At 38.3% G+C, this 16,959-nt stretch carries 7 protein-coding genes; 1 reads left to right on the top strand and 6 read right to left on the bottom strand.

Annotated elements, in window-relative coordinates:
- Positions 1-3: 3 nt before the first annotated feature.
- The 5 genes from EGI22_RS08220 to EGI22_RS08200 all read right to left on the bottom strand — a co-directional run bounded on the left by EGI22_RS08220 (position 4) and on the right by EGI22_RS08200 (position 14,494).
- A complete protein-coding gene (locus EGI22_RS08220) occupies positions 4-2,295 on the bottom strand; it encodes a 3-coathanger stack domain-containing protein (protein ID WP_255067681.1) in 2,292 nt (763 codons plus the stop codon).
- Positions 2,292-5,372, bottom strand: a complete 3,081-nt coding sequence (locus EGI22_RS08215; protein ID WP_255067680.1) for a glycosyl hydrolase family 18 protein — start codon at positions 5,370-5,372, stop codon at positions 2,292-2,294. Before EGI22_RS08215 ends, EGI22_RS08220 begins: the two co-directional genes overlap by 4 nt.
- A gap of 18 nt (positions 5,373-5,390) precedes the next feature.
- Positions 5,391-6,995, bottom strand: a complete 1,605-nt coding sequence (locus EGI22_RS08210; RefSeq protein ID WP_255067679.1) for a hypothetical protein — start codon at positions 6,993-6,995, stop codon at positions 5,391-5,393.
- Between the two features lie 96 nt (positions 6,996-7,091).
- Complete coding sequence (locus EGI22_RS08205; protein ID WP_255067678.1) at positions 7,092-14,099, bottom strand: RHS repeat-associated core domain-containing protein; 7,008 nt, start codon at positions 14,097-14,099, stop codon at positions 7,092-7,094.
- Positions 14,100-14,227: 128 nt separating this feature from the next.
- A complete protein-coding gene (locus EGI22_RS08200; RefSeq protein WP_255067677.1) occupies positions 14,228-14,494 on the bottom strand; it encodes a LytTR family DNA-binding domain-containing protein in 267 nt (88 codons plus the stop codon).
- Between the two features lie 84 nt (positions 14,495-14,578).
- Between EGI22_RS08200 and EGI22_RS08195 the strand changes: the two genes are divergently transcribed.
- Positions 14,579-15,406, top strand: a complete 828-nt coding sequence (locus EGI22_RS08195) for a hypothetical protein (protein ID WP_255067676.1) — start codon at positions 14,579-14,581, stop codon at positions 15,404-15,406.
- 4 nt (positions 15,407-15,410) lie between these two features.
- Here the strand turns inward: EGI22_RS08195 and EGI22_RS08190 are convergent, their stop codons facing one another.
- Positions 15,411-16,637: a site-specific integrase gene (locus EGI22_RS08190; protein WP_255067675.1), complete on the bottom strand. Its 1,227-nt coding sequence runs from the start codon at positions 16,635-16,637 to the stop codon at positions 15,411-15,413.
- Positions 16,638-16,959 lie beyond the last annotated feature (322 nt).

The raw sequence follows: 16,959 nt of genomic DNA, 5'->3' as shown, positions 1-16,959 counted from the left end.
AATTTATTCTTGTACTAGAAGCTGTATTTCCGTATCAGACAATTCTCGATTATATATCCTCAAATCATCTATTAAAAAGCCTCCTTGATAATTAGAGAAAAAGTCTCCCAAACTCAATCTCCCTAAAGCATCACTAAATCCATGAGAGCCTTGTATAGATTTTAACTGAGCATCAAAAAATATTTTTTCATGCCCTGCAAACAATTCATTTGTTATCGTAAAGCAATAAAAGTGAAAATTGTTATCTATAAATGATTCCAAATTATAGATGCCGATTCCACCATAACCACTTCCTGATGTTACTAATCCTTGATAGTTAATGCTGTGCGTACCATAGCTATTTCCAACACTGTTATAGTCAATGTTAAATTTGAATTCATTTGTCCCGGCAGCATGTTTGCTTAATATATTGGCGTTCATTACAATGCTGGTATCCACCTTCATCCAAAAGCAAATGGAAAAAGGAGAACCTTGTAATGAGGGGAAATTGTCGAAAACTACTTGAGAACCTCCATTTAATAAGGAAATGGCTTTGTTAGGTACTCCCTGCCTATTGACTGCAAAAGTTCCGCCCTGATTCGTTCCATGATGGTTATTTCCACTTAAATCTTGAACAGTTCCATCAAAAGAATAATGTGCTATTAAACCCGAAGTAGGTAATTCAAATTGGCAACCATTTAGTTTTGTGCTAAAGTTTTTGCCAGATTCAGCCTTAAAGCCAGGTTCAAGTAAAATATAATTTTTGGCATCAAAAACTGTCTCAATTGCTTGGGTTTGACTACTGCTTTTGATATATGATGAAGCTTTGTAGATACTTTGAGTTACATCGTTTGGTCCAATTGAAATTGATTTATTACAAGGCAAGTCAGGAATTTGATATATGATTCGTGAATAAAGTGTCCCGCCATAATCATCATTGTATGCCAGTTGAGTTTGACCATCGGAGTCATATAACTCTATATAAGTATCTGAGCCAGATGCACCAGATTGCATTGTTGTGACCGTTAGCGTTTTATTGGTATAGGTCAGAGTAAACTTGTAGTTCGAACTGGAAGCATAATTGAATGAATGAAATAATATAAAGTATGTCTTGTCATTTACACGCCACTTATACCAGTCTTGGTCTGCGTTGGTATTAAAGCAATGGTCTAAACTTGAATAGGCATTTGAATTTATTAATCGAGCTTTTTGTGGCGTATCATTGTTTTCAAATGGGTCGCAGCCCGCTGCGTAAACGGTTACCAGTGCTTGGCCGCTTACCGTTCCGTTTCCACAGCTATTGGAAACGCTGTTTAAGCTATAAGTTGTTGTTTCAATTGGGTTAACACTGACTATTTTAGGACTCACCGTGACATTACTATACACCTGACCGTTAAGGCTAAAACTCCAAGGACTTGTACCTGTAAGGCTCACCGATAAATTGGCACTTTGGCTTTGGGTAATTGTTTGCGTTCCCGATATTGTGGCAGTTGCCGGCGAACATACCGAAACCACTGCCGCCCCACTGGAAGTACCTGCTCCGCAGGCATTACTTAAATTAGTAATGGTATAGGTAGTGTTTGCGGTTGGACTAACAGCAATTATTTTGGGTGATGTTGAAACGTTGGTGTAGGACTGCCCATTTAGGGTAAAGCTCCAAGGGCCATCTCCAGTTAATGCCACTGATAAGTTAGCACTTTGACCGACTGCGATAGTTTGAGTACCTGTAATACTTGCCGTGGCGGGATGACAAACCGAAACGACAGCCGAACCACTTTTAGTACCTACACCACAGGGATTCGAAATACTACTAATGGTATAAGTTGTATTACTTGAAGGGCTTACCGAAATTATTTTTGGAGAGGTGGTAATATTGGAATAGGTTTGCCCATTTACCATAATACTCCAAGGACTGTTACCTGTCAATGCTACAGACAAGTTTGCACTTTGCCCTTGATTTATGGTTTGTGTACCAGTGATTACAGCAGTAGCTGGAATACAAACAGAGACCGTAGCCGAACCACTAAAGGTGCCATTTCCGCACTTATTGCTTACCGTACTAATGCTGTAGGTAGTGGTGGTGGCAGGACTTACTGAAAGCTGATGGGGCGAACTAGTGATATTATTGTACACTTGTCCATTTACTGTAATGCTCCACGGGGCAGCACCAGTGAGCGTAATAGTCAAAGTAGCAGACTGGCCTTGGGTGATACTTTGTGTACCACTTATATTAGCTGTAGGAGCAGGGCATTGTGCAAAACCCTTAAAAGTCAAGAATAAGCAAATGGTCCAAATTATGAATTTTTGTTTTCTCATTTATTCTCTAATTTAAGATTTCCTAAAATCTGACTATTACTTACAGTACTTGAAGCCTGATCGCAAGCCTTAATCTGAGCCTTAAATACTGTCTGACTTTGTGTTTGGAATGGAGGATTAAGTTCTATGCTATTTTCGGCATTAAATTGTATGTTTTGTCCAGCTTGAATGGTGGCATTGGACACTATAAATTGGCCTTGATAAGGATTATTAGCTGATGAATTAATTACACCGCTGATATTGACGTTTTGGTCACAGGCACTTTTATACAAAGGCCCCAATAATGCCTGATTTTTGTCTTCCCAAATATCGTTACCAATAGCCCAAAACATTTTACCGCCCAGATTATTCGTATTTACAAAATCATATTTCTGCTGTAAAGTGCCTCGGCCGTTTTGATATACTGTAAGTACTGACGGCTTTTGGCTATAACCCGCTCCATAATAGCAATACCTTACCGATACTTGGTCATTGTCCCTCAAGGCCAAATCTGGATTGTACCAAGCAGGCACCTCCTTACATTTAAGGTCTCGATAAGCTATTTCACCCCCTGTTCCACCTGATTCGTGACCAAAAAGTGGTATTCCACATACAATTTTATTAGATGGTAAGCCTCTCGTGGTATTCCAATAGATATAGTCTCTTTGTACAAGTGTGTAAGGCGAATGACTAAGGCCTAAGGAGTTTCCTGATAAATCATTGGCAGATGTATAATCATAGCTCATCATATTTAACCAATCGATTTTGGTTAAAGATAAATTGTCTATCATACTTCCTAATACCTTTTGAGAGGTGGTACCGTTATCGTTTTGAATATATACTCCAACTGGGTATTTGTACTCTGCTGCTACAGAGAGTTTAAAGCTGTTTAGGTGTAGATTATCTGCAAGTGATTGTACAAATGCATTGTAACCACCTATGTTCATAGCGGTATATTCTAAGTCCATGTCTATGCCTTTGATTTTGTAGCTGGTATCGAAATTTGCCATGAACTTATTAAGACCATTTATTAGTTTTGTTCGGTTGGTAGATGAATTTAGGGCTGTTCTATAAGCCGATAATAATGAACCCGACGCCTCAGCACCGCCAATTGATAGAAAAAAATCACCTGAAAAACCCTTGCTTATCCAGTTACTCATTTTGGCTTTGGCATCGGCTAAAGATTTAGCATCACTGAATGACCAGATATAATCTCCCTGAGCGTCTGTTTGAAAAACTCCACCTGAGATTGTCGGATTGATAAAAGAAAGATTGATGTGCGTAAATATGCCCAAAAAACCTGCATTGAAGTTTGCCCCCCACTGATAGGTTGGTAGATAGCCAATTGTTTTTTCTGTGAATGGCGTATTGTTTACAATATTAAAAACACCCGAATAGCCAACATAAGTGGGATTACTACCTTCACCAGCACCTGTATTGAATATCTTTATGCGATATTGACCAGATGCCAAGTCTGTAGGAACCATCCAGTTTTCTGTACCATCATTGGTAGTTGGGTCATACAATACCTTCACTGGTATAGTACTGCTTGGGCCTGCTGTGAGCTCAATAGAAATGCGACCTGAAAAATTGGTAAACGACCAATTTATAGGATATTCTTGGCCAACATTCAAGTTTGCATTGGTTTGCGGACTGCTTATGGAAATAACTGGCGTATTGTTTACAATATTAAAGACTCCCGAATAGCCCACATAAGTAGGATTCCCGTTTTCGCCAGCACCCGTATTGTAAATTTTTATACGGTATTGACCCGCAGGCAAGTCCGTAGGAACAGTCCAGTTTTCTGTGCCATCATTGGTAGTTGGGTCGTACAATACTCTCACTGGTGCGGTACTGCTTGTGCCAGCTGTTAATTCAATTGAAATTGGGCTTGTATAATTGGGAAAACTCCATGCAATAGAAGTCATTTGCCCAAGCGTAAGATTAGCTCCAGCACTTGGAGAAGTAACCAAAGGATTATTTACAGTGGCACCAGTAACCGTGAAACTTGCCATAGCAGTTGTTGCAGCGGTTCGGTTAAGTTGATTGGCTACAAATCGATATTGATAAGTTCCAGCCTGAGAAAAACTCTGTGAATGCGAAAAATTAAGCTCTGAGGTGTTGGTTATATTGCTCTCGGTAAAGGTGCTACCATCGGGCCTCGTAAATTCAATATTAACCGTTGGGGCTGGGTAGGGTGATTTGATAATATTCCTTACGCTGGTATTGAATATGAAATTAGTTGAGGTAGAACCAGAACTGGCACTTATGGAATTAAGGTTCAGGTTCAAGTTAGAATTGTTGAAAAAGAAATTACGCGTAGTTGATTCTGCTGAAGTATACCCGTCTTTTACGGCTCTCACACTCCAACTGGCATAATTACCTGGACTATTACCTACACTTTGGGTTGATTGACTAACATCATTAACAGATGAATAATTTTTTAGTACAGTTTGTGTAGTTTGGTCATAGACATATACTTGATAATCAGTGCCCGCCGGATTTCCATTTTTATTCCATTGTAAATAGAATCCACCTAAGTATGTCAAATCGTCTTGTGCTGGCGAAGTTAAAGTAGGGGCATTTAAGGTTAAACCGGTAGGTGTGCCTGCAATAGATACAACACTTGTAGCAAAACGTGGTCCTGCTGCCGAAAAAATGCCTTGGTAATTAGGAATATAGACTCCGTAATAGTCTCTACTGTTTTGAGAAGGGTCTACAGGTACTGCTACCTCATAGTACCATCCAGCTAAAGGCACGTTAATTTGGCTCTGTATAATACCGCAAGGTGAATTTCGCATGATAAAAAAACCTCCACTTGCTACGCCCAATGAACCAAAGTTGATTTGATTTGATGTGGTAGTGGCACAATTTACTATTCTAAAATAGGCAGTGTTATTCTCTATTCTATCAATGTACATTTTGATACCCCCTGCCTCGCTGTATTGTCCACAGTTTTGTGTAGTGCCGCAACCACTAAAATTAGCATCATTAAAACCTATAGGAATGGAAGTTATATACTGCCCACAAACAGGCAACAAGCCCATTAACCATAAAAGAACTGTACTTAATATTTTAATACGGAAATGTCTATTCATAAAGTCTGGTGTTAAAACTCAATCATCTTTTCTTTTTAAAATATAGGTGCCAATAAAATTTGCTGGGTATCCTATCAATTCTGTTCCTATTGTGGCACTGTTTTCTATTTCTCCTGTGGTGTAGATAAGCCCATTGGGAGCAATATTAACTATTCTGCCATAGTCAAAATCTGCCCCTCCGTGGCTTTCAGCCCACTTTCTGTTTCCAAGGCCATCGTATTTAGTTAGAAATATATCTGTTCTCCCCCTCAAGCCTAAATCTCCAGTGAGGGCATCGGCATAATTATACCATCCTGTGGCAATCACTTCATCATTGTCATTAGAAGCGACTGAGGAAATTCTTTCGTTTCGAGTACCTCCTAATATTCTTACCCAGAATAGATTACCATAATCAATTCCATCTAATCTAATAAGGTATGCTTGCTCACCAACAGGGTTAAAGGAGTCTTGGGGGAAATTATAATAGGCGTTGAAATAGGCTGACCTGGTATATTGACCGCCGACAAATACGTGTCGATACTTATTTACTGAAATGCTTTTGTGTAGTATTGAAAAATCCATAGAAAGTGAACCATAGGTCTCCCACGTTCTAACCCAAACCCTTGAACCTGCATTACTAAAGCAAGCAACAAAGTTTAAAAAGGCATTTGAGGCATATTCATCCAATTCATATTCAAAATGCCCTATAAAGCCTCTTTCAAAAATAGAGCCTGCGAAATATACATTACCCAAGTGGTCAATTTTTAAGTCATGTCCAAAATCATAGGAGCTACCTCCAGCGTTGACATGCCAAATGTATGTACCATTATTATCGAATTTTATAACACTCATATCAGTGCCGCCTCTTGAGCTTAATGTTATGCCCTCTACATTATAAGCTGAGTTGATGCCCGTGAGTAAAAAAACATTGTCATTTTGGTCAGTTTCTAAGTCTGTTATGCCCTCATCCATGGTGGAGGAACCATAACTCTTTGCCCAGATGTATTCTCCTTGCGGATTAAGTTTGGCGAAAAACATATCCGAACGGCCATTGGCTGTTAGATTGGTATTGCCAAAAGCCACTGTGCCTTTAAATGAACCTCCAATAAAAATATTCCCCTGGCTATCTCTAGCCAGTGCCGTTACATTATCATTCTCTTCTGTGTTTGCTATGGTTACAGCCCATTCGGTATGTCCTGTACTATTAACTTTGGCTACAAAGGCATCGTCATATCCAAAATAATTTGGAAGCGTGTAGTCCCCAACTTTCAATGGCCCCCTGTATCTGCCTGCCAAATACATCGTACCGGCTGCATCTACTTCAAAATCATTTATCCAGCAGCGGGTGGTATATTCTCCTAAGGAAGTGGTGGCATACTCTGGTGTTTTGGCATCTTGAAAAGTAGCCATCAAAAGCCACTGTTTACCATCATAAATACGTGGCCGCTTAAAGCTCATATCCACCACCATATCTCCCACTTGCGGATTTGGCAGGGCTTGTATCTCCTCATAGCTCAGTTTTGCCATGCCAGCACCTTGGTTTGGGCTAATACCAGTGGGTACTATGGTTACATTTTGTCCCACCGCCAACTGAACGGTTAGAAACAGAAACCAAGCTGATAGTAGTACGTTTTTATTTATCATTTTTTAATCAAATTTTAGTGTGCGAGTAAAAATCGCTGAACACGCCAAGGTTGGTGCATGGTGGTGAGAAAACCAGCATGGACTAAAATTTTATTTTCATCTAATTATAGTTGGCTTGAATTGAGATGTTAATATATTTAGATCTATGCTCCTTTCACGATTATAATCTCTCATTGTAGAATTCATAACATTTAAATTATTTGCAGGACTTGTTGAGTTTTGAGGCAAATTATTAGGGTTAAAAATATCTACTAAATCATTTATTGAATTTGCGTTATTGTATACATTGTTGACATTATTTATTACGTTGTCAGCCTTTTGAAGAGCAACTCTTCCTTCTATTAATGAAACAGTATTCGTTATCGTATTGGCAATTCTAAAATTCTCTTCAATTTTATCAGGTCTAATTATAGACAAAGGAACTGCTAATGCTTGATTTGACGGGATGACAATGTTACTTGCTAAACCTATTGCTCTTTCAGCTCCTTTCGCTTCATTTTCATCCATTGGCATCATCGAAATAATCACCGATGTAAACCCAACAGTTCCTGTATTTATTGCACCAAATAACGCCAATCCTGAATATATTCCTAAAGCAGCTGGTGCTGCTAAAATGCTAACAACACCAATCGCAGCACCCGCAAGTAATATTCCACCAGTTACTAAAAGTTTTTTGTTTATCTTCCCCGAGGGATCCACATTCATTACCCCATTATTATTGGCGTAAGGATATAAATTGTTACTCCAAATAGGGTCCGCCCCATTAAAACGGCCAGTTTCGGGGTCATAATAGCGAGCACGCATATAGGCGAGGTCTGGGCCTTCGTGCATAATGCCGTAAAGGCCTACGTATTTAAAGGGGTTGGCATCGGCTTCTATTTCATTGAGCAGTTTGCCAAAATCATCGTATTGGTATTTGTGGGTGATGGCTTGGCTGTCATTGGTCATGGCTACCACAGAGCCTCGGTAGTCGCCGTGGTAATAGTGTAAGGTGCCATCGGCTTTTACCCTTGCCACCAAGCCCATGCCATGTATGTAGTAGTTTTGTATGGCGTTGGAGGTATTAGTTTCTGCCAATACATCGGCCAAGCCCAGCAGGTCAAGCACATAGCGGGTTTCGGTACTGCCTCTCTTTGCCCAGCGGCGGTTGCCAAAGGCATCGTATTCGTATTGGGCTATCACCACACCATTTTCTTCTATTTTAGTGAGGTTGTCTTCCAAGTCGTAAGTAAAGCTTCTGCTGCCTTTGGTTTTTACGTTTCCGTCGCCATCGTGCGTAAAAGTCACATTGTTCATGGTGAGTATGCGGTTGCCATCGTCATAGCTATAACTAATAGTTTCGGCTGGCAAAGTAGGTTGCTGGTAAGGCTCTGTTATGTTTTCGGTCAGGTGGTTGCCCACATTGTCAAACTCAAAGGTATAAGCTGCTATAACGGCACCTGTGCCGCTGTTTTTATTGGTACTAAACCCTGCTAATCGTCCGGCGTTGTCGTAACTGTAGGTGGTGCGTACGCCATTACCGTACTGCACATAGTGGAGGCGGGAGCCGGTGTAAAAATACTTTGCCACTTCAACGGTGCTGTTCCATTTGACAATACTCAGCCTACCACCTCTGTCATAAAAATAATCTACAAATTTATTGTCTGGATAAGTGATGCGAGTAACGTTCCCGTTATTGTCGTAGCTGTATTTTACGGTGTTTAGGTAATAATCTGTGTATTCATTAAGTCTTACGAGGTCATCGTATTTAAAGCCGCTAAGTAGATGGGCGGGGTTATTACCACCCTGTATGCTAAGCATGGTGTTTTCTTCGGGCGTATTAGTGGCACTTGGGCTTCCTCTTTTGTAGGTAATATTTTGTATATAAGCATTAGACTTCAGAAAACCTTCGGCGTCATATTGGTACAAAAAGGCTCGTGTAGCGTTCCAGCCTGAGCTGAGATTGGCCCATGGTTTTCTTATTTCTTTCATTTTGCCAAAATCTGCAGAGCTTTCATTGTCAAAATAAAAATACTTTTGCGTTGCTCCTTCAAAAGTTATGGTACTGTCTCTGTCGTATTTGTCGTATTTTAGATAAGTGCTTTTGCCTCGGGCGTTTTTTATTTGTTCTACGTTGTCATTGTCATCAAAAAAATACTCCGTCACATAACTCAGTGGCGTAGGACTTATGGACTTCACCACATTGTCGTTTTTATCATAAAAAACCTCTGATGTTTGGTTTTTGGCATTAGTGCTGGTTTTTACTCTACTCGAAAAATCATACGTAGCGGTAGCGTGTAAGTCAAGCGGCACAAAATGCACATCATTTACATTGCCATAATTATTATAAGAGAAGTTAGTCCTAAGTCCCTCGGGGTCTATGACATAATCCAACAATCCATTTGTTTGTTGATGGAATATCTGCGTAAGTGTAGTGCTGCTACTTACCCGCTGAATTACATTTAGCAGGTATTTTTTGTCCGCTGAATAATTATATTCTATGAATGCAGACCCAGTACTATTGGAGTTTGGTTCCCAGTATTTCCAAAGATTGTTAGCATCGTCATATTGCCAAGTTTGAATATGTTTCACTTGGCCATTTTTGTCATAAGTGGTGTCCGTTTTCATAAGCCCCTTGGCGTTGTAGCTGTAGCCATGTCTAAGACCATTTACCGAAAACCAAGCAGGGTTAGATGGATTTACATCATTTTCAGGCCTGCGGAGGGTAACCGTAGGAGAATTTATTTCATAAATAACCTCCTTATCATTTACCAGTTGGGTATATGTGATGCCATCGGTTCCAGTTACTTTGGCACATTTTATTCCTGCTGGGCAGCCTGTTCTATCGTATAGAGTCTTATCAACCAAGGCTGTGGTATTTTCATTGCCTTGCTCTACTTGAGTGACACGGTTATCTCTGTCATAATTTACTTTTATACGGTTGCCTTTAGGTCTTATAACCTCCTTTAGCATGTAGATATGCTTTTGGGCTTTTTGATTAGAGCCAGCATTTCCTTGCTGATTTATACCATAAATATATCGGGTAGATTTGATGCCGTTTCCTGCATGTTTAGGGCTAAAATATCGCTGTAGTCGCTCAGATTGTGGGGCATCCCAAGCGAGATAGTAATCAAAACGAAGCTCTCGGTCATAAACATTCTCTCCAGGAAATATCACTTTGGTGAGCTTATCCGTACTATTATATTGAAAAGTAAGGTATCTACCTGATGGTGCTGTGACTTTATCTAAAAGTACTTTTAGGTCACTTTGTGAAGCTGTGGTGGCTGCTTTATAGGTAAGTGTGAGTTGGTTGTTGTATCGGTCACGTATTTGGGTAAGTCTAAAAACCTTTTCGTCAATATTTACTTTTTGATAAGTGAAAACCACTTGGTCAGGCCTTTTTACCTCATATTTGCTTACCACACCCCCAGCTTGCGTTACGATGATATCATTAAATGTATCGATACTTTTTACAATGGGGCTGGCATTATTGGTATTGTCAAACGTATGGAAAGTTCCGTCGCCATTAGCCAAAAGTAAGAGTGCTCTACCTTCAAGCACATTTTCTGGTGTTTCGGATTTCTCCGTAGGCAAAATATAACTGTTGAAATTATGTGTCCAGCCTACTCCCAGCGGCTCAATTTTTCTGTAAACATCGGGCCAATCGGTTATTGTAGAACTGTAAGTAAAGCCAAAACTGAGCGGAAAGCCAATGTCTGGAATGGCGAAACCGTTTTCACTGTAGGCAAAATTTCCGCTGGCCATGCTTCGCATGACACTTACATTGTCATAAGTTACGTTTTGCTCGAACTGATAGTTGGCACCGTTTTCTAAAGCCAGTTTACCGGGTATTAATTCAGGATGCTCCGCTCTGAGTCGCTTCAGCATTAAGAAAGCTTCTTCACGGGTAATGTCATCATTAGGTCTGAATAAACTTTGGTTACTAATTATTTGCAGCTGAAGTGCTTTTTTTAGATAATCAATATTTCTACCGTTGAGCTCTGTAATATCTGTATAAGGTAGAGTGACCGCACCTGCATCAAGCACCAAATTGTAAGATTCACAAAGAAGCTTTAAATAGTCAATTCTTTGAATGAAACCACCTGGGTAAAAGTTAACCCCTGATTTTCGGAATGGCGTCACACTTTTTTCGTCAGAAGCGTATGATAAATAAATCAAGACCTTGGCTGATTGGTGATAGTTATTGGCATCACTGGAATTATTGAGGTCTTCGAAAGGCGTAACATATCCCCGAGTAGGCAACTGAACATTTAGTGGGTTTTGGTTATAACCGGGTATTTGAGCATCAGTAAATAGGGATGTGACCAATATTTTGGCAGCATCTTGTCTGATTAGCTTTGCCGTCGGGAGGCTTGAAGCCACGCTTTGGTTTGCATTTATAATTCCTACTGAACACAAATATTGTGTAGCACAAAGCCCTTCAATACCTGTCAAAGGAAAACTTGATACCGTTAAAGAAGGATTTAAGCAAACAGGACATGCTGGGTCTGGTCCAATATTAAAAACATCAGAATAACCTACGATAGTGGGGTTGCCTCCTTGCCCTGCTCCAACATTATATATTTTTACTCGATATTGGCCAGAAGTTAGTGTATCGGGAAGGTTCAGATAAGTCTCATTTCCATCATTAGTGATATTATTGAATAATACAAGATGACTAACAGAACTGGTGGGTCCCTTTGTAAGCTCAATGGTCACATTCCCCGAATACCCACCTGCAAAATTCCAAGTAATAGGAAGGTTAGCACCATAATAATAAGTGCTGTTTATTGCTGGTGATGGTACAGAAACTGATTGGTTGGCTACGGTGAAGGTGGGGCTGTAGTTAAAAGCAGGGCTACCACCACTTGTCACGAAAGCATATACTTTCATTTTATATTGCCCCGGAGGCAAGTTATTTGGAATCGTGACCGTGTGCGGACCATTTGTGGGGATTTGACTGGCCAATGGAGTACCTACGGTTGCTCCATCAGGGACAATTTCAATGGAAATGGTATTGCAAAAGTTGTTTACAGACCAATTAACAGCAACTTGTTGGCCATTATAAACAGTTTGTGCGACTGGACTTGAAACACTTAAACTTGGATTATTAAAAGTAAAGGTATTACTCCACGAAGCTTTTCCAGTAGTACCAGTCTGGTACATTTTAAGTTTGTAAGTGCCGTTGGTCTGAAAATCTGGAATATCTAATGCATTAGCTGCAAGCGTAGTTGGGTCAACTTTCTTGCCGGTCATCCAAGTGAATGGACTGCTGTTAGCTATTCCATCTGCCAATGTAGCGACAAAAGCGTCTCCATCAAATGCAACTTTATAGAGTTCAACAGAAACATTACCCGTAATCCCTATTGATGACCAGGTAATATCCTTATTGCAATGCCAGTTTAGAGGCGATGTTATATTGCCAATGGTAATGGGTGGGGAGACAACTAAATATTGTGGGTCTGAGATTGAACTGACACCATTTTGGTAAATTATATATCGGTATCTGTAGGTGCCACTTTCAAGCATAGTTTTGGTTAAACTCCAAGTTTTTGTAGTTGGATTATACGTGACATCTGTTGGTGCTTGGTCTGTGATTATTTCTTCAGAACCTCCTGACGGCTTCAAGAATCGAAATTCAATTCCGGGTGTTGTGTTATTGCCGCCTGAGTAGCTTGCTTGGAATGTAAAAGATGTAAATTGTTGCGTACCAGTGCTTGGAGTAACGGTGTATGGAATAACCGTAAGTGGTTGAGGATTGACAGTTAATGTTGCCCAAGTATTAGAATCACTTGAATGAGAAGTTGCGGAAATTCTACCTGATTGTTTTCCAACATAGCGATATCTATAAACCCCTAATTGTTGAAGTTTTTCAATATTCGAGAATGAATATCCACTTGTATTATTTATTCCATATCTGTAATAAATATTTCCATCTGGTGCTTTCAACTCCAAATCAACTGATGGAAATGGTGATGGAGCTACATTGGATAAAGTAGCACTGAAAGTAAAATCTGTTTGATTAACTACCCCTGATACAGGTGAAACGACATTTCCGTTTATCGCTAAATCACCAACTAAAGAAAGTGTTGGTGGAGATTGCCCCGGTACAGTTATTCCAGAACCCGTTCCCCCAGTTTGATATTTTGCGGTAAGTGTAACTGAGCCTGATCCTGAAGGAGAATAGGTAAAATTATAAGTTCTTGTGGTTCCAGCTGCAATTGTATAATATCCCAAATCTATAGAAGTTGGACTATTAGAAAGTGAAACATACATCGAGCCTGTCCACGAAGCAGTACCTGTATTAGAAACTGAAAAAGATCCAGCGTAAGAAAGACCAGAGTATAAAGTACTTGCTCCTAGGCTTATATTGGTGTTCATTGTTAGATTAGGTTGTGCAGTGAGAGTTGTAGGCGTACCAATCTCATTCCAAGACCCCCAGATGCCGTTATTACATTTTACTCTTACGCGACAGCGGTATTGGGTACCGGCTACTAAATCAATTAAGACTCTAGAAGTGGAAGTCTGAGTATAGGTAAGAGCAGCATTGTAATTAACATCTGAGAAAGTTGTTCGACTCACTTGATACTCCGTTGCTCCAGAAACAGGATTCCAATTAGCTGTAAAACTATTAGTAGTAATAGTTGAAATAGACCCTGAAGTAGTAGAATTACAAGAAGGCTGGGTTGCAGTTACAGCAACTATACCAGTATAATATCTCGCAGTACCTGAGGTTCGAGTAACACAAAAGTATCTTGTACCAGAGGTAAATATATTTGCCAAATTTACTGATAAATCTACTGATGTAGCTGATGAAACATCCTTTACATCATATGGGTTTCCACAACCCAAATTAATCATTGAGTTAGATGTGGATTCTTTAATGGCCATTGTGCCTGTGGTCGCCAGATTTGTCGCACATCTTCGGGCAGAAAGGTTTAAGGTTGAGCCATTACTAATGAAAGCACTAAGGAGCTTCATATTATTCCCAAATAAACTACCACAAGTTCCAGTATAAGTATTACTACTCGGACAATTTAAATCCGAAGAAGTAATTGTATAAACAGTTTGGGCACTTAATATTTTAGAAATAAAAAGTATAGTTAAGAGTAAAATTTTCTTCATTTATGAAAAAATATAATGGTTATAATTAAATAGCGATTTAAGAGGCTATTGTATTGGATTTTTAGGGTTTGGCTATTTTGTAGAGTTTCAAATATAAGACAATAGATATATAAGTAAAAATTAATTTATTATTCGGTTTTGACTACAAATCGCCTTCTCCTTGATAAAGGTAATTGCTTACCAGAAGTAAGAAAAACCTCAGTCGAAGAATGCGAAGCAATAAAAGCACGATTGACCAAAAAGCGGCGGTGGATACGGGAAAAGGCATGATGGGCAATTAAAAGTTTTTCGTAATGTTTGAGCGTATAAGAATGTAATTGTTTCACGCCATCTTGGAAGTGGAATATTGTGTAATTAGAAGAAGCCTCTAAGTATTGGATGTCAGTGTAGTTCATATAGATTTTTTGCTATTTTTTCCAAAAATATCAACTATTACTTATTAAATTTGACTGTCAATCAGTCAAGTCCCTAAAATTACAATGGAAGATAAATCCTTTTTACAAATCGCACTGGAACAGCTAGAAATACTATATCCTTCTGATGTAGAGTATAATCCTATTGTCGAAGAAAAGGCACAGGTGGCAGAAATCAAAATACTTAAAAATACTATAAAGTATGAGCAGTTTTTTTTCGTCTTAAATTTAACAAATCGAAAAATCGAACATGCACATGGTTTATCAGACTGGCTAGGGTATGCCGACTCCCAATTTGGTTTATTTGATTATTTTAAAATCATACATCCTCGGCATTTGCAATCATTAAACATAAATGCTACATCTGCTTTCGACACTGCTAATTCTGATGAATTCAACCTTAAGTTTATGCATCAAAAAATAGTGGTTCAGCTACCTCTTTTACATAAGAATGGAAAATATTATCTCACTAAAAGGACGCTGTATCCTTTCCAAATAGATAAAAGTGGGAAAGTGTTGTCTTATTTGAATCATTTTGTTTTACTAAAGGAATATCAAGCGTTTGATGTGTTGGATATTAGAGTTGGAAAGGACAATCAATTGAATGCCTCAAAAGAAGAAAATGCTTTAAAGAAAAAGCAAAGTGAGAGTTTAGATAAAATCCTGCAAGAGCTGGGCTTAAAGGATAGAGAGTTTGCGATTCTTAAACTATTATCAGAAAAGCCAAATCTTAAGCACAAGGAAATTGCTGAAATATTGGGCGAAAATATTATCACTATTCAAAAGACGGATAGTAAACGAATATTAAACAAAGCAAGAGATTATTTCCAGATAGAAGCCTTTTCCAACCTTAAAGAGGTTGCAATGTTTATGAAACGTGAAGGTCTATTATAATTGCCTACAAATTCAAACTAGCCTCATACTTTACAGAATCATCAAATGAGTCAAGATATATTTGAGTAATCGCCTCTGATTTATGACCCATCATTTCGCTAATTATGGCAGTAGTGACATTAGACTTTTTTAAGGCTGTTGCAAAAGAATGCCTCGCAACGTACGTCGAAATGTTCAAACTGGCATCGATTTCTGCTAAAACGCAGAGCTCTTTTAATTTTAAATTTACCATTCTTTGAGTTTTTTTTAGCCTATTGGCAATAGTCATGGGTTTTATATGTGTGTTTTTATCTAAAAAAGGAAAAATATAGTTTTCAGTACCATAAGTAAGGCTTTTATATTTGTTTATAATTTCCACAGCTTTTGGAGGGAGTTTTATAGTCATTTTTTTGCCTGTTTTGCTGCGAACATATTCCATAATAATATCTTCTTGTATTATTTTGAGGTTTTTCCACTTAAGCAAAGCCACATCTTTAAAATTCGTTCCTGAACTGTAATAGCTAAACATGAAGAAATCTTGAGCATGCGAAAGTTGAGAATTAAACAAAGTCTCTATGTTTTCTATTTTTCGAATATCTTCTTTCGAGATGGCTCTTTTTTCAGTTTCATTTTTTAAATGCGATATAGAATACTCAATAAATGGATTTTCGCCTTTACCTAAAATTTCTTGGTCAATTGCTTTATTAATTGTAGCTCTAAGGGTACGAAAGTATACACTCATTGTGTTTGGATTAAGCCCTTCCGATTTTAGATGTTGCTCAAACTTTGTCAAATAGCTTTTTTTGATATCAGTGAATGCTAACTTTTTATCGCCCATATAAAGTTTCAAAACTCTTCTAAGGTCATAATAGACCCTAGAGTTACCAATTTTCCCAGCCTCTTTTTGCTCTTTTATTATTTGATCTAAAAAGTCAAAAACAGAAAATTTTAAGACTTGTTTTACGAGTTTGGCTTTAACATCTTGAGATGAAAAACTAATGTTTTCATTTTCTATTTTTAATAGAGCTTTATTGGCTTCGGCTTTTTTGAAATCAATCAAAACACATAGCTCTGTAAACAATGGATGTTTACGTTTTGGTACCTCTTTTTTAAAATCCCAGAGTTCAGGACTACAGCTATGACCAACTGAAATGTATTTGGTTTTTCTATCTTTTATGATTCTAACCATGATTGGATGTTCGCCATTTTTCAAAGTTTTTGACGTAAATAATACTACACTTGCTGATGCCATTTGGATATTTGTTTTATTTCTGGTTTAAACATGGTTTAAACAAATGTATAAAAAAGCGAAATATTATCCAAATTATTAAAAAATTAAAATTTATAAAATACTGATAATTAATAATTTATAAAATATCAAAAAATATCAAAAAACAATAAGGTACTGCCTTACAAGCAGAGGGTCGGGGGTTCGAATCCCTCAACTCCCACAGAAACCTCAACGAAAGTTGAGGTTTTTTTTGTGCTTAAAAATCCTTCCTTTAGAGCTATCTTATTTTTTAGGTGCTTATTTCAGTCCTTAGTAATCATTACGCTTCCTATATTTTATTTAA

Origin of the sequence: Lacihabitans sp. LS3-19 (assembly GCF_024343575.1) — a bacterium.
Classification (GTDB): Bacteria; Bacteroidota; Bacteroidia; order Cytophagales; family Spirosomataceae; genus Leadbetterella.
The sequence above is the reverse complement of the archived record's forward strand: the minus strand, read 5'-3'. Positions and strand labels throughout refer to the sequence as shown.